The organism is Mycolicibacterium diernhoferi (assembly GCF_019456655.1).
In the GTDB taxonomy this organism is placed as follows: Bacteria; Actinomycetota; Actinomycetes; order Mycobacteriales; family Mycobacteriaceae; genus Mycobacterium; species Mycobacterium diernhoferi.
The window spans coordinates 2,512,650-2,535,634 of record NZ_CP080332.1; the positions used below are offsets into that span (position 1 = coordinate 2,512,650).

General features: G+C 68.7%; 22 protein-coding genes. 17 read left to right on the forward strand and 5 right to left on the reverse strand.

Annotation, left to right across the window (positions count from 1 at the left end; all coding sequences use genetic code 11):
- Nucleotides 1-146: 146 nt before the first annotated feature.
- From K0O62_RS11840 to K0O62_RS11860, 5 genes are all read left to right on the forward strand, one after another.
- Entirely contained in the window at nt 147-410 is a 264-nt protein-coding gene (locus K0O62_RS11840) for a YlxR family protein (protein ID WP_308214417.1), read from the forward strand.
- Nucleotides 411-488: 78 nt separating this feature from the next.
- Nucleotides 489-3,311 (forward strand): translation initiation factor IF-2, encoded by a 2,823-nt coding sequence (gene infB, locus K0O62_RS11845; RefSeq protein ID WP_220045502.1) that lies wholly within the window; start codon nt 489-491, stop codon nt 3,309-3,311.
- Nucleotides 3,312-3,313: 2 nt separating this feature from the next.
- Nucleotides 3,314-3,799, forward strand: coding sequence for a 30S ribosome-binding factor RbfA (gene rbfA / locus K0O62_RS11850; RefSeq protein WP_073857390.1), 486 nt, complete (start codon nt 3,314-3,316; stop codon nt 3,797-3,799).
- A gap of 192 nt (nt 3,800-3,991) precedes the next feature.
- On the forward strand, nt 3,992-4,990 hold the full coding sequence (locus K0O62_RS11855; RefSeq protein ID WP_073857391.1) for a DHH family phosphoesterase: 999 nt from the start codon (nt 3,992-3,994) through the stop codon (nt 4,988-4,990).
- Nucleotides 4,953-6,296, forward strand: coding sequence for an MATE family efflux transporter (locus tag K0O62_RS11860; RefSeq protein WP_073857392.1), 1,344 nt, complete (start codon nt 4,953-4,955; stop codon nt 6,294-6,296). Before K0O62_RS11855 ends, K0O62_RS11860 begins: the two co-directional genes overlap by 38 nt.
- On the opposite strand, the gene K0O62_RS11865 is transcribed toward K0O62_RS11860, so the two are convergent.
- On the reverse strand, nt 6,293-7,252 hold the full coding sequence (locus tag K0O62_RS11865) for an alpha/beta hydrolase (RefSeq protein ID WP_073857393.1): 960 nt from the start codon (nt 7,250-7,252) through the stop codon (nt 6,293-6,295). The genes K0O62_RS11860 and K0O62_RS11865 overlap by 4 nt on opposite strands.
- A 203-nt stretch (nt 7,253-7,455) precedes the next feature.
- Complete coding sequence (locus tag K0O62_RS11870) at nt 7,456-8,208, reverse strand: enoyl-CoA hydratase (protein WP_073857394.1); 753 nt, start codon at nt 8,206-8,208, stop codon at nt 7,456-7,458.
- Between the two features lie 45 nt (nt 8,209-8,253).
- On the opposite strand from K0O62_RS11870, the gene K0O62_RS11875 reads away from it, so the two are divergent.
- Nucleotides 8,254-8,517 (forward strand): DUF2277 domain-containing protein, encoded by a 264-nt coding sequence (locus K0O62_RS11875; RefSeq protein WP_073857395.1) that lies wholly within the window; start codon nt 8,254-8,256, stop codon nt 8,515-8,517.
- Nucleotides 8,514-9,071, forward strand: a complete 558-nt coding sequence (locus K0O62_RS11880; RefSeq protein WP_073857396.1) for a DUF1802 family protein — start codon at nt 8,514-8,516, stop codon at nt 9,069-9,071. The genes K0O62_RS11875 and K0O62_RS11880 overlap by 4 nt, the downstream gene beginning before the upstream one ends.
- Here K0O62_RS11880 and K0O62_RS11885 read toward each other — a convergent pair.
- Both K0O62_RS11885 and K0O62_RS11890 read right to left on the reverse strand, forming a co-directional pair.
- On the reverse strand, nt 9,060-10,694 hold the full coding sequence (locus K0O62_RS11885; RefSeq protein WP_073857397.1) for a CocE/NonD family hydrolase: 1,635 nt from the start codon (nt 10,692-10,694) through the stop codon (nt 9,060-9,062). The two genes, K0O62_RS11880 and K0O62_RS11885, sit on opposite strands and share 12 nt — an antisense overlap.
- 9 nt (nt 10,695-10,703) lie before the next feature.
- On the reverse strand, nt 10,704-11,276 hold the full coding sequence (locus tag K0O62_RS11890; RefSeq protein ID WP_073857398.1) for a DUF3558 domain-containing protein: 573 nt from the start codon (nt 11,274-11,276) through the stop codon (nt 10,704-10,706).
- 123 nt (nt 11,277-11,399) lie between these two features.
- Here K0O62_RS11890 and pptH point away from each other — a divergent pair, with 123 nt between their 5' ends.
- From pptH to K0O62_RS11910, 4 genes are all read left to right on the forward strand, one after another.
- A complete protein-coding gene (gene pptH / locus K0O62_RS11895) occupies nt 11,400-12,365 on the forward strand; it encodes an ACP phosphodiesterase PptH (RefSeq protein ID WP_097934134.1) in 966 nt (321 codons plus the stop codon).
- Entirely contained in the window at nt 12,365-13,030 is a 666-nt protein-coding gene (gene pptT, locus K0O62_RS11900; RefSeq protein WP_073857399.1) for a 4'-phosphopantetheinyl transferase PptT, read from the forward strand. Before pptH ends, pptT begins: the two co-directional genes overlap by 1 nt.
- A gap of 5 nt (nt 13,031-13,035) precedes the next feature.
- Nucleotides 13,036-13,932, forward strand: a complete 897-nt coding sequence (truB, locus tag K0O62_RS11905) for a tRNA pseudouridine(55) synthase TruB (RefSeq protein WP_165637007.1) — start codon at nt 13,036-13,038, stop codon at nt 13,930-13,932.
- A 153-nt stretch (nt 13,933-14,085) separates the two neighbouring features.
- Nucleotides 14,086-14,712: an SRPBCC family protein gene (locus K0O62_RS11910; RefSeq protein WP_073857401.1), complete on the forward strand. Its 627-nt coding sequence runs from the start codon at nt 14,086-14,088 to the stop codon at nt 14,710-14,712.
- Here K0O62_RS11910 and mntR read toward each other — a convergent pair.
- Nucleotides 14,709-15,413, reverse strand: a complete 705-nt coding sequence (gene mntR, locus K0O62_RS11915) for a manganese-binding transcriptional regulator MntR (protein ID WP_073857402.1) — start codon at nt 15,411-15,413, stop codon at nt 14,709-14,711. The two genes, K0O62_RS11910 and mntR, sit on opposite strands and share 4 nt — an antisense overlap.
- Before the next feature lie 81 nt (nt 15,414-15,494).
- Between mntR and K0O62_RS11920 the strand changes: the two genes are divergently transcribed.
- From K0O62_RS11920 to K0O62_RS11945, 6 genes are all read left to right on the forward strand, one after another.
- Nucleotides 15,495-16,466 (forward strand): bifunctional riboflavin kinase/FAD synthetase, encoded by a 972-nt coding sequence (locus tag K0O62_RS11920; protein ID WP_073857403.1) that lies wholly within the window; start codon nt 15,495-15,497, stop codon nt 16,464-16,466.
- A 100-nt stretch (nt 16,467-16,566) separates the two neighbouring features.
- A complete protein-coding gene (gene rpsO / locus K0O62_RS11925; RefSeq protein WP_073857404.1) occupies nt 16,567-16,836 on the forward strand; it encodes a 30S ribosomal protein S15 in 270 nt (89 codons plus the stop codon).
- Nucleotides 16,833-17,324 carry an LppU family putative lipoprotein gene (gene lppU / locus K0O62_RS11930; protein ID WP_276035535.1) on the forward strand — a complete coding sequence of 164 codons (492 nt, stop codon included), beginning with the start codon at nt 16,833-16,835 and terminating at the stop codon, nt 17,322-17,324. Before rpsO ends, lppU begins: the two co-directional genes overlap by 4 nt.
- Nucleotides 17,325-17,571: 247 nt before the next feature.
- On the forward strand, nt 17,572-19,815 hold the full coding sequence (locus K0O62_RS11935; protein ID WP_073857406.1) for a polyribonucleotide nucleotidyltransferase: 2,244 nt from the start codon (nt 17,572-17,574) through the stop codon (nt 19,813-19,815).
- Nucleotides 19,816-19,968: 153 nt separating this feature from the next.
- Nucleotides 19,969-21,609 (forward strand): glutamate synthase-related protein, encoded by a 1,641-nt coding sequence (locus tag K0O62_RS11940; protein WP_073857407.1) that lies wholly within the window; start codon nt 19,969-19,971, stop codon nt 21,607-21,609.
- Between the two features lie 49 nt (nt 21,610-21,658).
- Nucleotides 21,659-22,972, forward strand: coding sequence for a M16 family metallopeptidase (locus K0O62_RS11945; RefSeq protein ID WP_207550994.1), 1,314 nt, complete (start codon nt 21,659-21,661; stop codon nt 22,970-22,972).
- Nucleotides 22,973-22,985 lie beyond the last annotated feature (13 nt).

Consider the following 22,985-nt stretch of genomic DNA (forward strand, 5'->3'; position numbering starts at 1 on the left):
TGTCTGGCCGAACAGTAACGGTAGACTGAGTCGTGATCCAGCGCGAGACTTCGGTCATCCCGTCTCGTGCGCATCGGAGCCCTGACGGTCCGGTGCGGACGTGCGTGGGGTGCCGGAAGCGAGAACTGGCCGTCGAACTGCTTCGAGTGGCCGCTGTACCCGACAGGCCCGGTAATTGCGCCGTGATTGTCGATTCAGCGGGTAATCTGCCGGGGCGGGGTGCATGGTTGCATCCCGTTCAGCAGTGTCTGGAAGCAGCACTTCGTCGGCGAGCATTCGTCCGAGCGTTGCGCATCACCGGTTCACCGGACACATCCGCGGTGGTCGAGTACGTCAACGCCAGTCATGGCGCTGAGGAATCCGGCCCACCGGTTAGAGAACAGGTAGCGAAGAACATGAGCACACCGTGAAGTCCCGATGACCATGCGTCATAGCTAAACCCGAGGCGCGGCCCCACCACCGCTGACGCCTCCAGATGAGGAGAAGTAGTGGCAGGTAAGGCCCGTGTGCACGAGTTGGCTAAAGAACTCGGTGTCACCAGTAAGGAAGTTCTCGCCCGACTGAGCGATCAGGGCGAATTCGTGAAATCCGCGTCATCGACGGTGGAGGCCCCAGTGGCCCGCCGTCTGCGCGAGTCGTTCGGTGGCGGCAAGTCCGCCGCACCCGCCGATGCGCCCGCCGCGAAGGCGCCCGGCAAGCCCGCCGCATCCGGCGGCCCCAAGCCCGGCCCGAAGCCGGCACCTCAAGCGCCTCCGGCACCCCCGGCCCCGGCTCCGGCCCCGGCTGCAGCGGCGCCCGCGCCGGCGGCTCCGGCCGCTCCCGCGGCACCGGCGGCTCCGGCCGCACAGACCCCGGAGCCCAAGCCTGCGACCCCGGGCCCGGCACCCGCCACCCCCGGTCCCGCTCCGGCGGCTCCCGCCGCGTCGGCCGGTACCCAGACCCCCGGTCCGCGCCCCGGCCCGACCCCGGGTCCCAAGCCCGCCCCGCGCGCCCCGCGGGTCGGCAACAACCCGTTCTCCTCGCAGCAGCCGGCTGAACGCCCGGCGCCGCGTCCGGCGGCCGGCCCCGGCGGTCCCCGCCCCGGAGCCCCACGCCCCGGCGGCGGTCCGCGCCCCGGCCCGACGCCCGGCAACATGCCGCCGCGTCCGCCCGGCGCCCGTCCCGGTGCGGTCGGCCGTCCCGGTGGCCCGCGTCCCGGTCCGGGCGGACGCCCGGCACCCGGTGGTCGTCCCGGCGGCGCCGGTGGCGGCGGTGGCGGCGGCGGTGGTTACCGCGGTGGCGGCGCAGGCGGCGGCGGTGGTGCCGGTGCAGGTGCCGGTGCCGGTGGCGCGGCTGCCGGTGGTTTCCGCGGACGCCCCGGTGGCGGCGGTGGCCGTCCCGGTCAGCGCGGTGGCGCCGCAGGTGCCTTCGGTCGTCCCGGCGGCGCGGTCCGTCGTGGCCGCAAGTCGAAGCGGGCGAAACGCGCCGAATACGAGAGCATGCAGGCCCCGGTCGTCGGTGGCGTGCGGTTGCCGCACGGCAACGGCGAGGTCATCCGGCTGGCCCGTGGCGCGTCGCTGAGCGACTTCGCCGACAAGATCAACGCCAACCCGGCCGCGCTGGTGCAGGCGTTGTTCAACCTCGGTGAGATGGTCACCGCGACCCAGTCCGTGGGTGACGAGACCCTGGAGCTGCTCGGCAGCGAGATGAACTATGTCGTGCAGGTCGTGTCCCCGGAGGACGAGGACCGCGAGCTGCTGGAGTCGTTCGACCTCACCTACGGCGAGGACGAGGGTGGCGAAGAGGACCTGGAGTCCCGCCCGCCGGTCGTCACCGTCATGGGTCACGTCGACCACGGCAAGACCCGACTGCTGGACACCATCCGCAAGGCCAACGTCCGCGAGGGCGAGGCCGGTGGCATCACCCAGCACATCGGTGCCTACCAGGTCGCCGTCGAGCATGAGGGCCACGAGCGTCTCATCACCTTCATCGACACCCCCGGTCACGAGGCGTTCACCGCCATGCGTGCCCGTGGTGCCAAGGCCACCGATATCGCGATCCTGGTGGTCGCCGCCGACGACGGTGTGATGCCGCAGACGGTGGAGGCCATCAACCACGCCCAGGCGGCCGATGTGCCGATCGTGGTGGCGGTCAACAAGATCGACAAGGAAGGCGCGGATCCGCAGAAGATCCGGGCGCAGCTCACCGAGTACAACCTGGTGGCCGAGGAGTACGGCGGCGACACCATGTTCGTCGACATCTCGGCGAAGAACGGTGTCAACATCCAGGCGCTCGAGGAGGCGGTCCTGCTGACCGCGGACGCCTCGCTGGACCTGCGGGCCAACCCTGATATGGAAGCCCAGGGTGTGGCGATCGAGGCCCATCTGGACCGTGGCCGTGGCCCGGTGGCGACCGTGCTCATCCAGCGCGGCACGCTGCGGGTCGGCGACTCGATCGTGGCCGGCGACGCCTACGGACGTGTCCGCCGCATGGTCGACGAGCACGGCGAGGACGTCGAGGAGGCATTGCCTTCGCGTCCGGTTCAGGTCATCGGCTTCACGTCGGTGCCCGGCGCCGGCGACAACCTGCTGGTGGTCGACGAGGATCGCATCGCCCGTCAGATCGCAGACCGGCGCAGCGCGCGCAAGCGCAATGCGCTGGCCGCACGCAGCCGCAAGCGGATCAGCCTGGACGATCTCGATGCAGCGCTGAAGGAAACCAGCCAGCTGAACCTGATCCTCAAGGGCGACAACTCCGGCACCGTCGAGGCGCTGGAAGAGGCCTTGATGAACATCGATATCGGCGACGAAGTGCAGCTGCGCGTCATCGACCGCGGTGTCGGTGGCGTCACCGAGACGAACGTCAACCTGGCGTCGGCCTCGAATGCGATCATCATCGGCTTCAACGTCCGTGCCGAGGGCAAGGCGACCGAGCTGGCGAACCGCGAGGGTGTCGACATCCGGTACTACTCGGTGATCTACCAGGCCATCGACGAGATCGAGAGTGCGCTCAAGGGCATGCTCAAGCCGGTGTACGAGGAGAAGGAGCTCGGCCGCGCCGAGATCCGGGCCATCTTCCGGTCGTCGAAGGTCGGCAATATCGCCGGTTGCCTCGTCACGTCGGGCATCATGCGCCGCAATGCCAAGGCACGGTTGCTGCGCGACAACATCGTGGTGGCAGAGACCGTCACCATCTCGTCGCTCAAGCGGGAGAAGGACGATGCCACCGAGGTGCGCGAAGGCTACGAATGTGGTCTGACGCTGACCTACAACGACATCAAGGAAGGCGATGTCATCGAGGCCTATGAACTGGTCGAGAAGGCACGGACCTAATCGTGGCTGATCCAGCACGCGCACGCCGGCTGGCCAAGCGGATTGGCACCGTCGTCGCTACAGCGATCGAGTTCGAGATCAAGGATCCCCCGTTGGCCTTCGTGACCGTCACGGACACGAAGGTGACGGGAGACCTGCACGACGCCACCGTGTTCTACACGGTGCGCGGGGCGACGTTGCAGGACGAGCCGGACTTCGACGGGGCGGCGGCAGCGCTGGACCGGGCGCGGGGCATTCTCCGCAGCAAGGTCGGCGCCGCCACCGGCGTGCGCTTCACTCCGACGCTGTCCTTCGTGCTCGACAAGGTGCCCGAGGTATCGGCGCACATGGAGGCACTACTGGCCCGGGCCCGCGCGGCTGATGCCGATCTGGCCCGGATCCGCGAGGGTGCGGAACCGGCGGGTGACGCCGACCCGTACCGGGTGCCGTCCGACAACGATGCCGAACCGGACGGATCCGAGGACACCGGCGACGACCGCCGGAACTGATTTCTGATCGGCACAGTGGCCGATCCGTGACGTGCATGTCGCGGGTCGGCCGCTGTGCTGTGTGCATCCCGCCGTGCGGTGCCAGACCTTTCATGAGTAGGGTGCCGGTGCCATCCGGTGGCATCGACCCGTACCGTGGTCCCCGAGGTGGGGGTAGCGGGGACCGAAAGCAGACCGACTCCGAGGACAACGATGACGGCGCTCGATCCGATGACTGATACGGCCTCAGTGGGCTCCCGCGTCGACGCGGGCGGGGCCGCTGAACTGCTGAGCCGTGCTCGCACCATCGTCATCATCGCGCACGTCTACCCGGACGCCGACACCATCGGCGCGGGACTGGCGTTGGCCCAGGTGGCGACGGCTGCCGGTAAGGACGTGCAGGTCAGCTTCGCTACCCCGGCGGAACTCCCGGAGTCCTTGCGCACCCTGCCCGGCGGGCACCTGCTGGTGTCCCCGGACCGCTGCCGCCGCGACGCCGACCTGGTGGTCACGGTGGACATCCCGACGGTGAACCGGTTGGGCGATCTGGCCGAGCTGACCGCCGGCGGGCGTGAGGTCCTGGTCATCGACCACCACGCCTCCAACAGCCTGTTCGGTACCGCCAATTTTGTGGATCCCGGCGCCGACTCGACGACCATGCTGGTGGCGGATCTGCTGGACGTCTGGGACAAGCCCATCGACCTGCCGGTGGCGCACTGCCTGTACGCGGGACTGACCACCGACACCGGCTCCTTCCGGTGGGCCAGCGCCCGCGCGCATCGACTCGCCGCGCGACTGCTGGACATCGGGGTCGACAATGCCGGGATCAGCCGCACCCTGATGGACACCCACCCGTTCGCGTGGCTGCCGATGCTGTCCCGTGTGCTGGGTTCGGCCGGGCTCATCGATGCCGCGGCGGACGGCCGTGGACTGGTGTACGCCGTTGTTCCACACGAGGAATGGGCGAAGGCGCGAGCGGAGGAAGTCGAGAGCATCGTCGATATCGTGCGGACCACGGCGCAGGCCGAGGTCGCGGCGGTCTTCAAGGAGATCGCACCGCAACGCTGGTCGGTGTCCATGCGATCGAAGTCGCTGGACATCTCGGCTGTGGCCGCCCGGTTCGGCGGCGGCGGACACCGCAAGGCCGCCGGCTATACGACGACCGGTTCGGCTGATGAGGTGGTCGCGGCCCTGCAGGACGCTCTTGGCTGACGAGGCCGTCACCGCCCGACGCATCGCGGCGCTGGCGTTCCCCGCGCTGGGCGTGCTCGCCGCCGAACCGCTCTACCTGCTCTTCGATCTCGCGGTGGTGGGGCGACTCGGTGCGCTGAGCCTGGCCGGACTGGCAATCGGCGGTCTGGTGCTGACGCTGGTCAGCTCGCAGCTGACCTTCCTGTCCTACGGCACGACCGCCCGCTCGGCGCGATTCTTCGGCGCCGGCGACCGGCGCGCGGCCGTCGCCGAAGGGGTGCAGGCCAGCTGGCTGGCGCTGGGCCTGGGCATCGCGGTGGTGCTGGCGGTGCAGGCGGCCGCGGTACCGCTGCTCAATGCCATCGCCGGCGGTGGTGAGATCGCCGCCGCGGCGCTGCCCTGGCTACGCGTCGCCATCCTCGGGGCGCCGGCGATCATGATCTCGATGGCCGGCAACGGCTGGATGCGCGGCGTACAGGACACCGTCCGCCCGCTGCGCTACGTCCTGGTCGGCTTCGGTGTCTCGGCCGTCCTGTGTCCCACGTTGGTGTTCGGCTGGCTGGGCGCACCGGAGCTGGGGTTGACCGGTTCCGCGGTCGCCAACGTCATCGGTCAGTGGCTGGCGGCACTGCTGTTCGGCCGGGCGCTGCTGGCCGAACAGGTGGGGATGCGGGTGCAGCCCGCGGTGCTGCGTGCCCAGCTGGTGATGGGGCGCGACCTCGCCCTGCGGACACTGGCCTTCCAGGCCTGCTTCGTGTCGGCGGGGGCGGTCGCGGCCCGATTCGGCGCCGCCGCCGTTGCCGCCCATCAGGTGGTGCTGCAGCTCTGGAACTTCCTGGCCCTGGTGCTGGACTCGCTGGCCATCGCCGCGCAATCGCTGGTGGGGGCGGCGCTGGGCGCGGGGCAGTTCCGGCACGCCAAATCGGTGGCCTGGCGGGTCACCATCTTCTCCACCGCGGCGGCCGCGGTGTTCGCGCTGCTGTTCGCGCTCGGCGCGCCGGTGCTGCCGGGCCTGTTCACCTCCGACGCCGCGGTGCTCGACGAGATCGCGGTGCCGTGGTGGTTCCTGGTCGGGCAGTTGACGGTGGCCGGCATCGTCTTCGCGCTCGACGGGGTGCTGCTCGGGGCCGGTGACGCCACCTTCATGCGCAACGCCACCCTGGTCAGCGCCCTGGTCGGGTTCCTGCCGCTGATCTGGCTGTCGCTGGCCTACGGCTGGGGACTGATCGGCATCTGGTCCGGCCTGTCCCTGTTCATGGTGCTGCGCCTGGTGTTCGTCGGCTGGCGTGCCTTCTCCGGGCGCTGGCTGGTGGCGGGTACCGGCTAGGCGCCCAGCGTGGCCTGGATGTCGCCCTTCATGGCGTTGAGCTGACCGCCCCAGTAACCCCAGCCGTGGGTGCCGTTGGGCGGGAAATTGAACGTGCCGTTGGTGCCGCCGGCGTTCTGGTACTGCCGCGCGAAGTTCTTGTTGCTGTCCAGGGTGATGGTCTCCAGCACCTGACCGGCCACGTCACCGCCGCCGCCCAGCTCGCCCGGGCGGCCGGTGCCGCAGTACACCCAGATCCGGGTGCCGTTGGCGACCAGCTTGCCGACGTTCAGGGTGGGATCGTTGCGCCGCCAGGCCGGGCCACCGCCCAGACCCCACATGGCCACCGAGTTGAACCCGCCGGCGTCACCCATCGCGATGGTGACCAGCAGCGGCCAGACGCCCTGGGAGAGGTTCAGGTAGCCCGACAGCGAGGCCGCGTAGCGGAACTGGCCGGGATGGTAGGCGGCCAGCGTCAGCGCCGCACTGCCTGACATCGACAATCCGACCACGGCGTTCCCGGTGGGGGAGATGCCCCTGTTGGCGGCCAGATAGTTCGGCAGCTCGGAGGTCAGGAAGGTCTCCCACTTGTAGTTGTAGGTCTGGCCGTTGCCGACGGCCGGGCCTTGCCAGTCGGTGTAGAAGCTCGACATGCCGCCCACCGGCATCACCACCGACACGCCGGATTCGAAGAACGTCTCGAATGCCGCGGTCTCGATGTCCCAGCCGTTGTTGTCGTCGCGGGCCCGCATCCCGTCCAGCAGGTACACCGCGTGCGGTCCGCCGCCCTGGAAACGCACCGGGATGTCGCGGCCCATCGCGGCCGAGGGCACCATCAGGGTCTCGACCGGCAGACCGGGTCGCGAGTACGCCGCCGCGGTCGCCGACTGACCGGCGACGGTGATCATCCCGGGCAGCAGCAGGGCTGCGAGCATGCCGGCCAGCAGCCGACGTTTGAGGTCGTGCAGAAATGTCATCAGGTAACCGCCGTCCTGTCGGGCGAGCCCCCCGAGGCGCGCTCATCTTTCTCTCACGATACGTCGGTGTGGGCCCGGGTCTCGTTACGGCAGAGATGATTCCGAGTCGGCCTCGCGCCGTGCCGGTACCGTCCACAGCGAATCCTGCTGGTCGGTTTCGACGGCGGTCAAGCCTGCCGCCCGGCACAGTTCAGCGAACGACCTCAGCGCACCTGCGCTCGGCCCCGTTCGATGACCGAGGACCGGCTCGCAGCGATATCGTCGCCGGACGTATCGGCCATCCAGGCCCGCGCCGCCTCGGCCTCGATCCACAACCCGGCCTGGGTCTGCTCGGCGTCGATGCGGTGGTAGGAGTCCAGCAGGGCGCCGACGGCCTTCTGGTTGTTGCCGACGATCGAGGCGGCGATCCGGCGAGCGGCCGGTAGCAGCTCCTCATGCGGGACGACCTCGGTGACCAGCCCGGTGCGCAGTGCATCGGCGGCCGACAGGTAATCCCCGGTGAGGCTCATCCGCCGGGCCATCCCGACCCCGACCTTCTGCGGCAGCCGCACCGACAGCCCCCAGGTCGGCAGCAGCCCGACCCGGGCGTGCGTGTCGGCGAACCGGGCCTGCTCGGAGGCGATCAGCACATCGCAGTACAGCGCGATCTCCAGCCCGCCGGTCACCGCGGCCCCGTTGATCGCGCCGATCACCGGCTTGCGCATGGCCGGCCACTTCGGCGAGATGTCGGGCAGTTCGGTGGTGCCACCGAGCTCCTTGAGGTCCAGTCCCGCGCAGAACACCGGGTCGGCCCCGGTCAGGATGACCACGTCCACGTCCGCGTCGGCCTCGGCGGCGCGCAGGGCGGCGAACAGTTCGGTGCGCAACTGCGCGGACAACGCGTTGCGGGACTGCGGACGGTTCAGCGTCAGGGTACGAACCCGGTCGGTGGTCTCGACGATCAGAACGGATGTCATTGGCTCACCGTATCCGCCATCCCGATCAGGCCTATCGTGGGTTCCATGTGCCGGAACATCACCGAACTGCGGGGTCTGGAACCCGCGGCCACGCCCGAGGAGATCGAGGCCGCCGCGCGCCAGTACATCCGCAAGATCAGCGGCGTCACCCGACCCACCGCGGCCAACGAGGACGCCTTCGAAACCGCCGTCGCCGAGGTCACCGAGACCACCCGGCGACTGCTGGCCCAACTGCCGCCGCGCCGGCAGCCCCCGAAGACGGTGCCGCCGTTGCGCCGCCCAGAGGTCCGGGCCCGGCTCGGCCTGTGACCGCGCCCGCACTCAAGGAGTGGAGTGCCGCGGTCGGGGCCCTGCTCGACGGCCGCCAGACGGTGCTGCTGCGCAAGGGCGGTATCCACGAGAAGCGGTTCTCGGTGGATCCGGCACGGGGGGCGCCTTTCCTGCTGTTCCCGACGGTCGCACACAGCCACGCCGAACGGCTGCGCCCCGAACACCGGGATCTGCTCAAACACGCCGCCGACAGCACCGAGGACGCGGTGGTGCTGCGCGCCGGCGCGACCGTGATCGACGCGATCGAGGTCACTCGCCCCGAACACATCGACGCGATCGCCGATCTGCACATCTGGACCGCGGAATCGGTGCGCGCGGACCGGCTGGACTTCCGCCCGAAGCACCGGTTGACCGTGCTGGTGGTGCAGGCCCGGCCGCTGGTCGAACCGCGGCGGCTGCCGCGCCGGCCCGAGTACGCCGGGTGCAACAGTTGGGTGCAGCTGGTGGTTCCCGAAAGGCGTTACGGCGCACCGGTATACAGCGCCGACGAGCTCGCCGGCGTGGCCCGGCGTGTGCGCGACTCAGTGGGCTGACGGCGGCCCGTCGGCGGCCGGCAGGATCAGCCGGGACCCCTCGTCGTGGGTGACGGTATGGGTGGCGCTGCGCAGCGTCTGCCCGGACAGCGCGGGCTCGCCGGTGCCGAGATTGCGGGCGTAGCGCGGGTGCGAACCGCCGGCCACCAGCACCCGGATCCGCGACCCCGCCGCGAACCGGTGGGCGACCGCGTCGAGCTCGACGCGCACCGGGCCGGAGCCGTCCGGGTACCGGCGGTAACCGTCGGTCACATTGTGCGAGCGACCCTGCGCGTCCACCTCGCTGATCCGGACGAACACGTCGTGGTGCGGATTGTCGGCGCGGTGGGTCAGCTCGAGGACCGGTGTGCCGACGGTGTAGACGTCGGCGGCCAGCGGTTCGCCGGTGAAGGCCAGCACATCGGCGCGCCGGGCCAGCGCCGAATCCTCGCGGTACCCACCCTTGCTGGACAGCAGCCGGCCGCCGATGGTCGGGGTCGGGTGCGCGGGGTCGTAGGTGAAGCTGGAGGCGGTCGCGTCACCCGCGGTCTCGCCGAGACGCCCGCCGGGCAGCAGGTACAGGTCCCGGTGCGCGCCACCGGTCGGCAGATCCGGTAGCTCGACCCAGCCGTCGTTGTGGATGTGCAGGCGCACCGGATTGCGCCGGGTGTCGGGCCGGCCGGACAGGTGGGTGCCGAGCCAGTCCAGCGTCTCCCGGACTACGGTCGGACCGCCCTTGGTCATCATCTGGGTGTGCGTCCAGGACCCGACGGTCAGCGCGGTCGGGACACCGCGGGCGCGCAGATGCCGGTACTGGGTCAGCGTCTGATCCAGGAACAGGTCCTGCCAGCCGGACAGCAGTAGCACCGGGACCTCGACGCGATCCAGCGCCTCGACGGCGCCGAGGCGGCGCCAGTGCTCGGGATCGTCCTGCGGTGGCCGCAGCCAGGATTCGTACCACTGCGCGCCGTCCCCGAGCAGGGCGCGCCCACCCTCGGCGAGTGGGAGATCCAGCGCCGCGGTCTGCACCCGCCGCCCGGCCAGGGCCTGCCGCATGACCGCCTGCGCCAGGCCGGGGTCCTCCTGGTGGGAGACCATATCGCTCCAGCCCAGGAAGTCGTTGAGCGAGAAAGCCCCGGTGCCCCAGGAGGATTGGGCGAAATCGTGCGGCCCGACGGTGATCACCGCGGCCGCCAGCTCGGGCGGCGGATCGGTGAGCAGCGCCCACTGGGTGAAGCCCAGATAGGACAGCCCGATGGTCGCGAACGTGCCGGTGAACCACGGCTGTTCGCGCAGCCAGACGACGGTGTCGGCGCCGTCGTCGACCTCGTTGACCATCGGGGTGAACTCGCCCCCGGAGCCGAAAGTGCCGCGCACACTCTGGAACACGACGTGGTAGCCGCGGGTCGCGTAGATGCTGCCGAACAGCACGGTGAACGGGAACCGCCGGCCGTACGGGGCGCGGACCAGGATGGTGCCGGCCGGGTGCGCGGTCCGTGGCTCGTAGTGGTCGGCGAGCAACTCGACACCGTCGCGCATCGGGATCCGCACCCGCCGGTGCACCACGTAGTCGTTGGTCGGTGTGGGCAACTGCAGTGCCCGGCTCAGCGCGTGCCGGCCGAGATACGAGGGTCGTGGGCTCACCCCGCCACCCTAGAACTTGTAGTACGGCACCAGTTCGTGCGCGCGCTGCAGGTTGGTCTGCAGGCAGTCGGGGCGGTCCGGGGAGTGGATCGGGGAGTAGAACAGCGACTGCTGCAGCACGCCGTAATCGGTCTTGAAGGCGATCATGCAGGTGACCCACCACCGGTCGTTCCAGTCGGTGGGCTTCATGATCCAGAACTGGGCGGCACGGTGCCCGGCGATGTCGAGTTCGACCGCGTCGGCGGGCAGGCTGGCCTCGTAGGTGCGCCACACGAACGCCTCCACCGCCATCTGGTAGTTGCCGGCGTCGTACTTGCAGCGCAGCCCGTCTTCCGGCGTCGGCGGTGTGAACGCCAGCCCGATGCGCTGCACGACGTCGAGCGGGATTTCCTCGCACGGCACGAACGGGCGCGGATCGGTGGTCGCGATGACCGGCCATTTGATCGTCGTCGACACATTGGTCATCGGCAGGTCGCTGGCCCGGACCTGGGTCGGAGCCCCGGTCGGATTGCTCTGCCACACCACGATCACCGCGGCGACGAGCGCACACAGCGCTGACAGCAGCCGCAGTTTGGCAGCCATCACACCCCCATCACATGTCGACGAGCTCTTAGAGCCTTGCCGGGAGTGTACAAGCACCAAACAGGAACAGGTTCTAGTTGCTCGGATCAACTCGTCCCGGCCGCGCCAGTAGGCTGATCTGTTGTGTCCCTGCCGCCACGAGATCAACGACGTCCGGTGCTGTGGGCGATCAGCGACCTGCACACCGGTCATACCGGCAACAAGCCGGTCACCGAATCGCTGTACCCGTCGAGCCCCGACGACTGGTTGATCGTCGCCGGGGATGTCGGGGAGCGCACCGACGAGATCCGCTGGGCGCTGGATTTGCTGCGTAAACGCTTCGCCAAGGTGATCTGGGTGCCGGGCAACCACGAGCTGTGGACGACCAACAAGGACCCGATGCAGATCTTCGGGCGCTCGCGCTACGACTACCTGGTCGACATGTGCGATCAGATGGGCGTCGTCACGCCCGAGCACCCCTTCCCGGTCTGGAACGAGGAGGGCGGCCCGGCCACCATCGTGCCGATGTTCCTGCTCTACGACTATTCGTTCCTGCCGGCCGGCACCGCCACCAAGGCCGAGGGGCTGGCCCTGGCCAAGGAACGCAACATCGTCGGCACCGACGAGTACCTGCTGTCGGCCGAGCCGTACGCCACCCGTGACGCCTGGTGCCGGGACCGGGTGGCCCAGACCCGAAAGCGGCTCGAAGACCTGGACTGGATGACGCCGACGGTGCTGGTCAACCACTTCCCGCTGGTGCGCGAACCCTGCGACGCGATGTTCTACCCGGAGTTCGCGCTCTGGTGCGGGACGACGGCAACCGCGGACTGGCACACCCGCTACAACGCCGTCTGCTCGGTGTACGGCCACCTGCACATTCCGCGCACCACCTGGTACGACGGGGTGCGGTTCGAGGAGGTGTCGGTCGGCTATCCGCGCGAATGGCGGCGCCGTAAGCCGTATCGCTGGCTGCGCCAGATCCTGCCCGACCCGAAGTACGCGCCGGGCTATCTCAACGATTTCGGTGGTCATTTCGAGATCACCGAGGAGATGCGGGAGAACGCGCAGAAGATGCAGGACCGCATCAACTCCCGGCGAGGGGCACCGTAGTGCTACTCCCATCCGTGGTCCCCGATCTCGTGGTCACCGCCGAGCTCTACGAGGACCCGCCGGGGTTGGCGCCGCTCCCGGAAGAGGAGCCGCTGGTGGCGAGGTCGGTGGCCAAACGTCGCAACGAGTTCGTCACCGTCCGTCATTGCGCCCGGATCGCGCTCGGCGAGATCGGGGTGGAGCCGGTGCCGATCCTCAAGGGCGACAAGGGCGAACCCTGCTGGCCCGAGGGGGTGGTCGGCAGCCTCACCCACTGTGAAGGGTTCCGCGGCGCCGCCATCGGGCGGCAACGCGAGATCCGGTCGCTGGGGATCGACGCCGAACCGCACGATGTACTGCCCAAGGGTGTGCTGGATGCGATCAGCCTGCCGGTCGAACGCGCCCAGCTCGCCGAGTTGTCCCAGCTGCCGGCCGACCTGCACTGGGATCGGATCCTGTTCTGCGCCAAAGAAGCAACGTATAAGGCATGGTTCCCGTTGACGCACCGCTGGCTCGGTTTCGAGGACGCGCACATCACCTTCACCCTCGACGATTCCGGTAGCGCGGGCACCTTCCGGTCGCGCATCCTGATCGACCCCGCCGCCGAACACGGGCCGCCGCTGACCGCGCTGGACGGTCGCTGGTCGGTGGCCGGCGGCATCGCCCTGACGGCGATCACGCTGTGAGCGCCGTGCACAAGGCAGCGGTCGAGCCCGGTCTGGTCATCGTGGACAAACCGGCCGGGATGACCAGTCATGACGTGGTCGGAAAGTGCCGGCGGCTGTTCGGGACCCGCAAGGTCGGCCACGCCGGCACCCTGGATCCGATGGCCACCGGAGTGCTGGTGATCGGTATCGAACGTGCCACCAAGATCCTCGGGCTCATCACCGGTACCGACAAGTCGTACGCGGCCACCATCCGGCTCGGCCGGACGACCACCACCGAAGACGCCGAAGGTGAAGAGCTGCAGACCGTCCCGGCCGAACATGTGACCGACGATCAGATCGAACAGGCGGTCGCCGGGCTGCGTGGGGACATCGACCAGGTGCCCTCGGCGGTCAGCGCGATCAAGGTGGCCGGCGAGCGGTCCTACAAGCTGGCCCGGGAGGGCCGGGCGGTGGAGCTGGCGGCCCGGCCGGTGCACATCGCACGGTTCGAGGTGCTCGCGACACGCAGGTCCGGCGGGTTCACCGATGTCGATGTCGAGGTCGACTGTTCGTCCGGCACCTACATCCGGGCGCTGGCCCGCGACGTCGGCGCCGCCCTCGGGGTGGGCGGGCATCTCACCGCCCTGCGGCGCACCGCGGTCGGACGGTACGGGCTGGCCGAGGCGCGCACCCTCGACGATCTCGCCGATGCGGCCCGGCTGTCCTACAGCCTGGACGAGGCCTGCCTGCTCGGATTCGGACGCCGGGACCTCACCGCGGCCGAGGCGGTGGACACCAGCCACGGGCGGGCGCTGGAGCCCGCGGGCATCGAGGGTATCTACGCCGCCGTCGGCCCGGACGGCCGGGTGATCGCCCTGCTGCAGGACGGTCCGTCGCGGACCAAATCGGTGGTCGTCATCCGGCCCGCGACATTGTCGTGAGGTTCACGCAAAACCGGACGCATGTCCCATATGCCCGCCGGATGCGCGAATCAGCCCCCTTTATCAGGTAAACGTCAGATACGTGGCGTTTTTATTAGCCAAATCCCAGGCTTTCGGCGAACTTTTCGCCCACCCGGGTTCGTTGTAACAAGCATGAGCGAACATGCACCGGTCTGCGACCACCCGCTGTTCAACTACCAGCCCGCATGGGCCAGTAGCCGGGCCGCGGCCGTCGGGCACGTGACCCGGCACGCCAATCTGGCCCTGGCCCCGGCCGCGCTGTGGTCGGTTCTGGCCGATCCGCGCACCTGGAGCGACTGGCTGACGGTGCACCGGCGCTGGGCGGTCGAACCGCGGGCGCAGTTCGTCCCGGGCGCGCGGATGACCGCCGAGACGGTGATGCTCGGCGTCACCAACACCGTCGAATGGACCGTCGAGGCCGCGATCGGCCCCGGCACTCTGGTGCTCATCGGGGCGGGCGAGTCCGGCATGCGCACCCGGCTCACCTTCTGGATCGGCCCGGCCGAACAGGGATCCCGGCTGACGGTTACCTGTGAGGTCGCCGGCGACCGCCTCAACGACGTCATCATCGGGGCGATCGAACAGGACGGCGCCGAACAGCTCGACCGCAGCATCGCGCTGCTGGAGGAACTCGCCGCGCGGGCACCCGAGGAGTCCGCCCGTCCGGCGCTGCGGCTGGTGCATTCGGCCCCGGCGACGCCCGAGCGCACACCCCGCTGGAGTGGCGACGCGCACGCGCACCTGAAGATGGTGCGCTAGACCACCCAGATCGCTTCGGCGGCAGGGCTTCCCAAGTCGACCGTGGTGACCGAACCGTCATCGCCGGCGTCGGCAGGTCCCTGGACGGCGACCGAGATCATGCCGGCGAAATCGCGACGCGCGACCACCCGCAGGTGCGAATCCAAGGCGATCCCGACGCTGTCGAAATAGCGCAGCATCTCGGGGTCGGCATCGGAGATGCGGGCCACCGTGCCGTCCTCCCCGTCGGTGCAGACCGACAGCTGCCGGGCCGGCGGTGTCGGCACCCGGCCGTCGGGCGCCGGTATCGGGTCGCCGTGCGGATCACGGGTCGGGAAGCCGAGTTTCGCGTCGATCCGGTCGAGCATCCGATCCGACACCGCGTGCTCGAGGATCTCGGCCTCGTCGTGCACCTCGTCCCAGCCGTAGCCGAGCTCGCGCACCAGGAACGTCTCCATCAGGCGGTGCCGACGCACCATCGCCAACGCGGCCTGACGGCCGGCCTCGGTGAGGGTCACCGCGCCGTACTTGGCGTGGTCCACCAAGCCCTGATCGGCCAGCTTGCGGATGGATTCCGAGGCGGTGCTCGCCGAAACCCCGATGCGTTCGGCCAGGAGTTTGGTGCTGACCTTGTCCGGCGACCATTCCTGGGCCGTCCAGATCACCTTCAGGTAGTCCTGTGCAACCGTCGTCAAGTCCTGCGGGTTGCTGTTGGAATCCACGACTACCGAGTTTAGGCAATCATTGCCTGATCCGGGTATCCAAGGCAGACGGCCGCGAGTCCGCGCCGTACTCTTGCCGGTGTGCAACGGTGGCGGGGCCGGGAGGACATCCCCACAGACTGGGGACGATGTGTCTTGACGATCGGCGTGTTCGACGGTGTACACCGTGGGCACGCCGAGTTGATCAGTCATGCGGTGAAATCGGGTCGATCGCGCGGGGTGCCCACCGTGCTGATGACGTTCGACCCACATCCCATGGAAGTGGTGTTCCCGGGTAATCACCCGGCGCAGCTGACGACGCTGACGCGGCGCGCCGAACTCGTCGAGGAAACCGGTATCGACGTGTTCCTGGTGATGCCGTTCACCGCTGACTTCATGAAACTCACCCCCGAGCGCTACATCCACGAACTGCTGGTCGAGAGCCTGCACGTGGTGGAGGTCGTGGTGGGGGAGAACTTCACCTTCGGGAAGAAGGCCGCCGGCAACGTGGATCTGCTGCGCAAGGCCGGTGAGAAATTCGGGTTCGCTGTGGAAGGCATGTCACTGGTGACCGAGCACCATCGGGACGAGACGGTCACCTTCTCGTCCACCTACATCCGGTCCTGTGTGGACGCGGGCGACGTGGTGACCGCGGCCGAGGCGCTGGGCCGCCCGCACCGCGTCGAGGGGGTGGTGGTGCGCGGTGACGGCCGGGGCCGTGGCCTCGGGTTCCCGACCGCCAACGTCGCCCCGCCGATGCATTCGGCGATCCCGGCCGACGGCGTCTACGCGGCCTGGTTCACCGTGCTCGGTCAGGGTCCGGTGGTCGGCACCGTCACTCCCGGTGAGCGGTACCAGGCCGCCGTCTCGGTGGGCACCAACCCGACGTTCTCCGGGCGCACCCGCACCGTGGAGGCCTTCGTGCTGGACGCCGAGGCCGACCTGTACGGCCAGCACGTGGCCGTGGACTTCGTGGCGCGGATCCGCGGCCAGGAGAAGTTCGACTCCGTCGACGATCTGGTGGTGGCGATGCACCGCGATACCGAGAAGGCCCGCACGATTCTGTCCTCGTAGGGCAGCGCTGCTACACTTCCCGGCGACCCAGCACGTGCTGCAGTTCGCGGCGGCCGTGCCGAAAGTTTTCCTTCGCGGACCTATTTGATGGAGTTGTTTCGTGGCGCTCACTGCCGAACAGAAAAAAGAAATCCTCGGCCAGTACGGCCTGCATGACACCGACACCGGTTCGCCGGAGGCTCAGGTGGCTCTGCTGACCAAGCGGATCGTCGATCTGACCGAACACCTCAAGCAGCACAAGCACGATCACCACTCGCGGCGGGGGTTGCTGCTGCTGGTCGGTCGCCGGCGCCGGTTGCTCAAGTACGTCGCCGCGGTCGACGTCGCGCGCTACCGGTCGCTGATCGAGCGCCTCGGTCTGCGTCGCTGACCCACCGATCCGCGGCGTTTTTCGCCGCGATCGTTCTCACGGGGGGACTCACCGGTTGTTCGTCGGCCGCTGCCGCCGCCTTTCAGGTCGGAGACTGCCTGAAGGTGGTCGGCACGGTGGACCGGCCGGACGCCGTCAAGGCGGCCTGCGGCAGCCCTGACTCGACGTTCAAGGTCGTCGCGACGGTCGCCGACAGTGGCGAATGCCCGTCCGACGTGGACTCCTACTACGCCACGCACAACGCGTTCAGCGACACCAGCACCACCGTGTGCATGGATGTCGACTGGGTGTTGGGGCAGTGCATGAGTGTCGATCCCGACAACGGCCGGGATCCGGTGCGCGTCGACTGCCGGGACGACGCGCAGCCGAATCGGCAGCGGGCGACCCAGATTCTGCAAGGCATCACCGATGCCGACCAGTGCCGCAGTGGGATGGGCTACCCCTACGACGAACGCGGGTTCACCGTGTGCGTCGACGGCGTCGATTGAGGGTCGCCTACCTGCTCCGGTGTAACATGAAGATGTTTTGGGCCACATGGCCGAAACAAAGGGTGCGGTTCGCGCAGTACCGCGCGCACCGTTCCCGCGCGTCACAGCAGTACCCGCCTGATCGGGCGGTCTTCGGTAGTGGCTGCCGGGGTTTGACCCCGGCCGCTTCGATCGACGGCCGTAGCCGAATTCAGGGAACCGCTGACGCGTGACGACGCAAAACAGCTGAATACCCAGAAAGGCTGCTATGTCTGCAGTTGAAACCGACGAGGGCGTGTTCGAATCCACCGCCGTCATCGACAACGGGAGCTTCGGCACCCGCACCATCCGTTTCGAGACCGGCCGGCTGGCTCAGCAGGCCGCCGGCGCCGTCGTCGCCTACCTCGATGACGAAACCATGCTGCTGAGCGCGACCACCGCCAGCAAGAGCCCGAAGGATCACTTCGACTTCTTCCCGCTCACCATCGACGTCGAGGAGCGGATGTACGCCGCGGGCCGCATCCCCGGCTCGTTCTTCCGTCGTGAGGGCCGCCCCTCCACCGACGCGATCCTGACCTGCCGCCTGATCGACCGCCCGCTGCGCCCGACCTTCGTGTCCGGCCTGCGCAACGAGATCCAGGTCGTGGTCACCGTGCTGAGCCTGGATCCCAAGGATCTCTACGACGTGCTGGCGATCAACGCCGCGTCGGCTTCCACCCAGATCTCCGGCCTGCCGTTCTCCGGCCCGGTCGGTGGCGTGCGCGTCGCCCTGATCAACGGCCAGTGGGTCGCGTTCCCCACCGTCGAGCAGCTCGAAGACGCCGTGTTCGACATGGTGGTCGCCGGCCGCAAGGTCGGCCAGGGCGACTCCGCCGACGTCGCGATCATGATGGTCGAGGCCGAGGCGACCGAGAAGGTCATCGAACTGGTCGCCGGCGGCGCGGGTGCGCCGACCGAGGCCGTGGTGGCCGAGGGTCTGGAGGCGGCCAAGCCGTTCATCGCCACCCTGTGCACCGCGCAGGAGGAGCTGCACGCCGCCGCCGGTAAGGCGACCGTGGAGTACCCGCTGTTCCCCGAGTACCAGGACGACGTGTACGCCCAGGTCGCCGCGGTGGCCACCGATGCGCTGTCGCAGGCGCTGACCATCGCCGGCAAGGCCGAGCGCGACGCTCGCACCGACGAGATCAAGGGCGAGGTGCTCGAGCGCCTGGCCGGCCAGTTCGAGGGCCGCGAGAAGGAGATCGGCGCCGCGTACCGGTCGCTGACCAAAAAGCTTGTGCGTCAGCGCATCCTGACCGACCACTTCCGCATCGACGGCCGTGGCGTCACCGATATCCGGGCGTTGTCCGCCGAGGTCGCGATCATTCCGCGGGCGCACGGCAGCGCGCTGTTCGAGCGCGGCGAGACCCAGATCATGGGTGTCACCACTCTCGACATGGTCAAGATGGCCCAGCAGATCGACTCGCTCGGGCCCGAGACCTCCAAGCGCTACATGCACCACTACAACTTCCCGCCGTTCTCCACCGGTGAGACCGGCCGGGTCGGTTCGCCCAAGCGCCGCGAGATCGGCCACGGCGCACTCGCCGAGCGCGCGCTGGTGCCGGTGCTGCCCAGCGTCGAGGAGTTCCCGTACGCGATCCGCCAGGTGTCGGAAGCGCTGAGCTCCAACGGTTCCACCTCGATGGGCTCGGTGTGTGCCTCCACCCTGTCGCTGCTGAACGCCGGTGTGCCGCTGAAGGCGCCGGTCGCCGGTATCGCCATGGGCCTGGTGTCCGATGAGGTGGACGGCGAAACCCGTTACGTCACCCTCACCGACATCCTCGGTGCCGAGGATGCGTTCGGCGACATGGACTTCAAGTGCGCGGGCACCAAGGATTTCGTCACCGCCCTGCAGTTGGACACCAAGCTCGACGGCATCCCGTCCAAGGTGCTGGCCGGTGCTCTGGCCCAGGCCAAGGACGCCCGGATCACCATCCTCGAGGTGATGGCCGAGGCCATCGACGAGCCGGATGAGATGAGCCCGTACGCACCGCGGATCACCACCATCAAGGTGCCGGTCGACAAGATCGGCGAGGTGATCGGGCCCAAGGGCAAGATGATCAACTCGATCACCGAGGAGACCGGCGCGTCGATCTCCATCGAGGACGACGGCACCGTGTTCGTCGGCGCCAGCAATGGCGAGGCCGCCCAGGCCGCGATCGACAAGATCAATGCGATCGCCAATCCGCAGCTGCCCAAGGTCGGCGAGCGGTTCCTCGGAACCGTGGTCAAGACCACCGATTTCGGCGCATTCGTGTCGCTGCTGCCCGGCCGTGACGGCCTGGTGCACATCTCGAAGTTGGGCCGCGGCAAGCGGGTCAACAAGGTCGAGGATGTGGCAAAGGTGGGCGATAAGCTGCGCGTCGAGATCGCCGATATCGACAACCGCGGCAAGATCTCACTGGTCCTCGTCGAAGAAGAGGCCGTCGAGGCACCGGCGGCCGATGCCGCACCGGCAGGCGCCGAAGCGTAGTCATCTCCAGAAAAATGCCCGGCACCGTCAGGTGCCGGGCATTTTTCGTATTTGCCGGCGAACCGGATCGTCGGCGGCGTCTTTCCGTAGGGTGTGTGCTGTGGAGCCCCGCCGGGCGGGTTCGCTCGGTGCACAGCAACCAGGAGTAGCCCCTTGCCGTCTGTCAGCGTTGTCGACGAAGACGAGAACACCGTCCATCTCCAGGATCTCGAACTCGACGTCCCCTATCCGCTGACGATCGCCGGGGTCGACCTGGTTCTCATCCGACGCCCCGACGGCAGTGTCTCGGCGCTCTACGGACGATGTGCCCACCGCGGTGTGCCGCTCGCCGATGGCCACGTCGAGGGCAACACGCTGGTATGTGGTGTGCACGGCTGGCGCTACGACGTTGCGACCGGCATCGCGCCCGTGAACAACTCCGTGGCTCTGGCCACCTTTCCCACGGAGATCCGCGACGGGCGGGTCCATGTCGACCGGACCGCCGTCTCGGAGTACGCGGCCCGGCACCCGCGGGCCGTGCCGGCGGGGGACTACCAGGCGCAGTTCTCGGATGTGGGTGCGACACCGGAGGAACCGTTCGTCGCCGACATCCGTGAACTGGCCGGGCACGGGCTGACCAGGCTGGGGATGCACGGTAAGACCGGGGCGATGGGTGTGCCGCGGGCAGAGTTGCCCTCGTGGAACAGCATCCAGTTCGTGACAGCACAGTTGGCGCGACCGCCGCTGCTCGACGACGAACCGGTCGACACCAGGGTCGTGGTCGGACCGACCGCCGCCAGACCGCTGACCCTCGACATCCCGCTGATGGTCACGGACATGAGTTTCGGTGCGCTGTCCCAGGAGGCCAAGGTCGCCCTGGCGGCGGGGGCCGAGCTTGCCGGTACCGGGATCTGTTCCGGCGAGGGCGGAATGCTGCCCGAGGAACAGCAGGCCAACTCGAAGTACTTCTACGAGCTGGCCTCCGGTCGATTCGGGTGGAGCTTCGACCGTCTGGACGTTGTGCAGGCGTTCCACTTCAAGGGCGGCCAGGCCGCCAAAACCGGTACCGGCGGCCATCTTTCGGGGAAGAAGGTGGTGGGCAAGATCGCCGAGGTGCGCGGGTTGGCGCCCGGCACCGATGCGATCTCACCCGCCAGGTTCCCGGACTGGACCTCAGTCGATCAGTATGTCGATTTCGCGGCTCAGGTTCGGGAGCGCTCGGGCGGAATCCCGATCGGATACAAGATGAGCGCACAACGCATCGAGGAGGACATCGATGCTGCGCTCACCATCGGAGTCGACTACATCATCATCGACGGTCGCGGAGGAGGTACCGGTGCGGCGCCGCTGATCTTCAGGGAGAACATCTCGGTCCCGACCATTCCGGCGGTGGCCCGGGCACGTCGGCACCTGGACCGCTGCGGCAAATCGGGAGAAGTGACGCTGATCGCCACCGGCGGCATCCGGACGGCCGCGGACATGGCCAAGGCGATGGCGCTCGGCGCCGACGCCATCGCGCTGGCGAACTCGGCGCTGCAGGCCATCGGTTGCGTCGGTATGCGGGCCTGCGGCACCAACAACTGTCCGGTCGGTATCGCGACCCAGCAGCAACACCTGCGCGATCGGTTGCCCGTGCAGCAGGCCGCGCAGCGGCTGGCCCGATTCCTGGAGTCGACGGTCGATCTGATGGCCGTCCTCGCCCGTGCCTGCGGGCACCGGAGGTTGGCCGACTTCGACCTGAAGGACCTGGTGACCTTCGAACGTGACATGGCCTACCTCAGCGGCGTTCCGTACGCCGGCGTGGTGCCCCTGTAGGGCCGGTCCGGGTGGGCCGCGTGCTGCCGGCATCCGGGGATACGGCAACATGGGTCGCCGCAGAGAAGGAGTACCCATGCCGACGGCAGTGCGCCGAACGAACCTGCCCGGAGGGCTTCGGGTGGTCACCGAGTACCTGCCCTCTGTGCATTCGGCCTCGGTCGGTGTCTGGGTGGGCGTGGGATCGCGCGACGAGGGAACCTCGGTCGCCGGTGCCGCGCATTTCCTTGAGCATCTGTTGTTCAAGTCGACGCCGACCCGCAGTGCGGTCGAGATCGCGCAGGCCGTCGACGCCGTCGGTGGTGAGCTCAACGCCTTCACCGCTCGCGAACACACCTGCTACTACGCCCACGTGCTGGATTCCGACCTGGAACTGGCCGTGGATCTGGTGGCCGATGTGGTGTTGAACGGGCGCTGCGCGCAGGACGACGTCGAAATCGAGCGCGATGTGGTGCTCGAGGAGATCGCGATGCGCGACGACGACCCCGAGGACACTCTCGGGGATGTCTTCCTGTCCGCGATGTTCGGATCGCATCCGGTCGGGCGACCGGTCATCGGCTCCGTGGAGTCGATCTCGGCGATGACCCGTGCCCAATTGCACTCGTTCCACGTCCGGCGCTACACCCCGGAGCGGATGATCCTCGCGGTGGCCGGCAATGTCGACCACAAGCAGGTCGTGGCGCTGGCCCGGGAGTACTTCGGCCCGCATCTGGTGCGGGGGCGCACCGCGGTGCCGCACCGCAAGGGCACCGGGCGTGTGGTGGGCAAGCCGGGCCTGGAATTCATCAACCGGGACTCCGAACAGAGCCACCTGCTGGCCGGGGTCCGCACGCCGGGCCGCTACTGGGAACACCGCTGGGCGCTGTCGGTGCTCAACTCCGCACTCGGCGGCGGATTGAGTTCGCGGCTGTTCCAACAGATCCGGGAAACCCGCGGTCTGGCCTACTCGGTGTACTCCAGTGTGGACACCTTCTCCGATTCCGGCGCGTTCTCGGTGTACGCGGCGTGCCTGCCGGAGCGATTCGACGAAGTGGTCCGGGTGGCGACCGACGTGCTGGCCGATGTGGCGCGCGACGGCATCACCGAATCCGAATGCCGGATCGCCAAGGGGTCGCTGCGCGGCGGGCTGGTGCTCGGCCTGGAGGATTCCGGGTCGCGGATGCACCGGATCGGACGCAGCGAACTCAACTACGGGGCGCACAAGACCATCGCGCAAACCCTGAAGCAGATCGACGCGGTGACGCTGGAGGAGGTCAACAGCGTGGCCAAACGTCTGCTGGCAAAACCGATGGGCGCTGCGGTGCTGGGCCCGCACAAGTCGAAAAGGTCATTGCCGCAGAGGCTTCGGGCGCTCGCCGGCTGAGTCGGTACAGTCG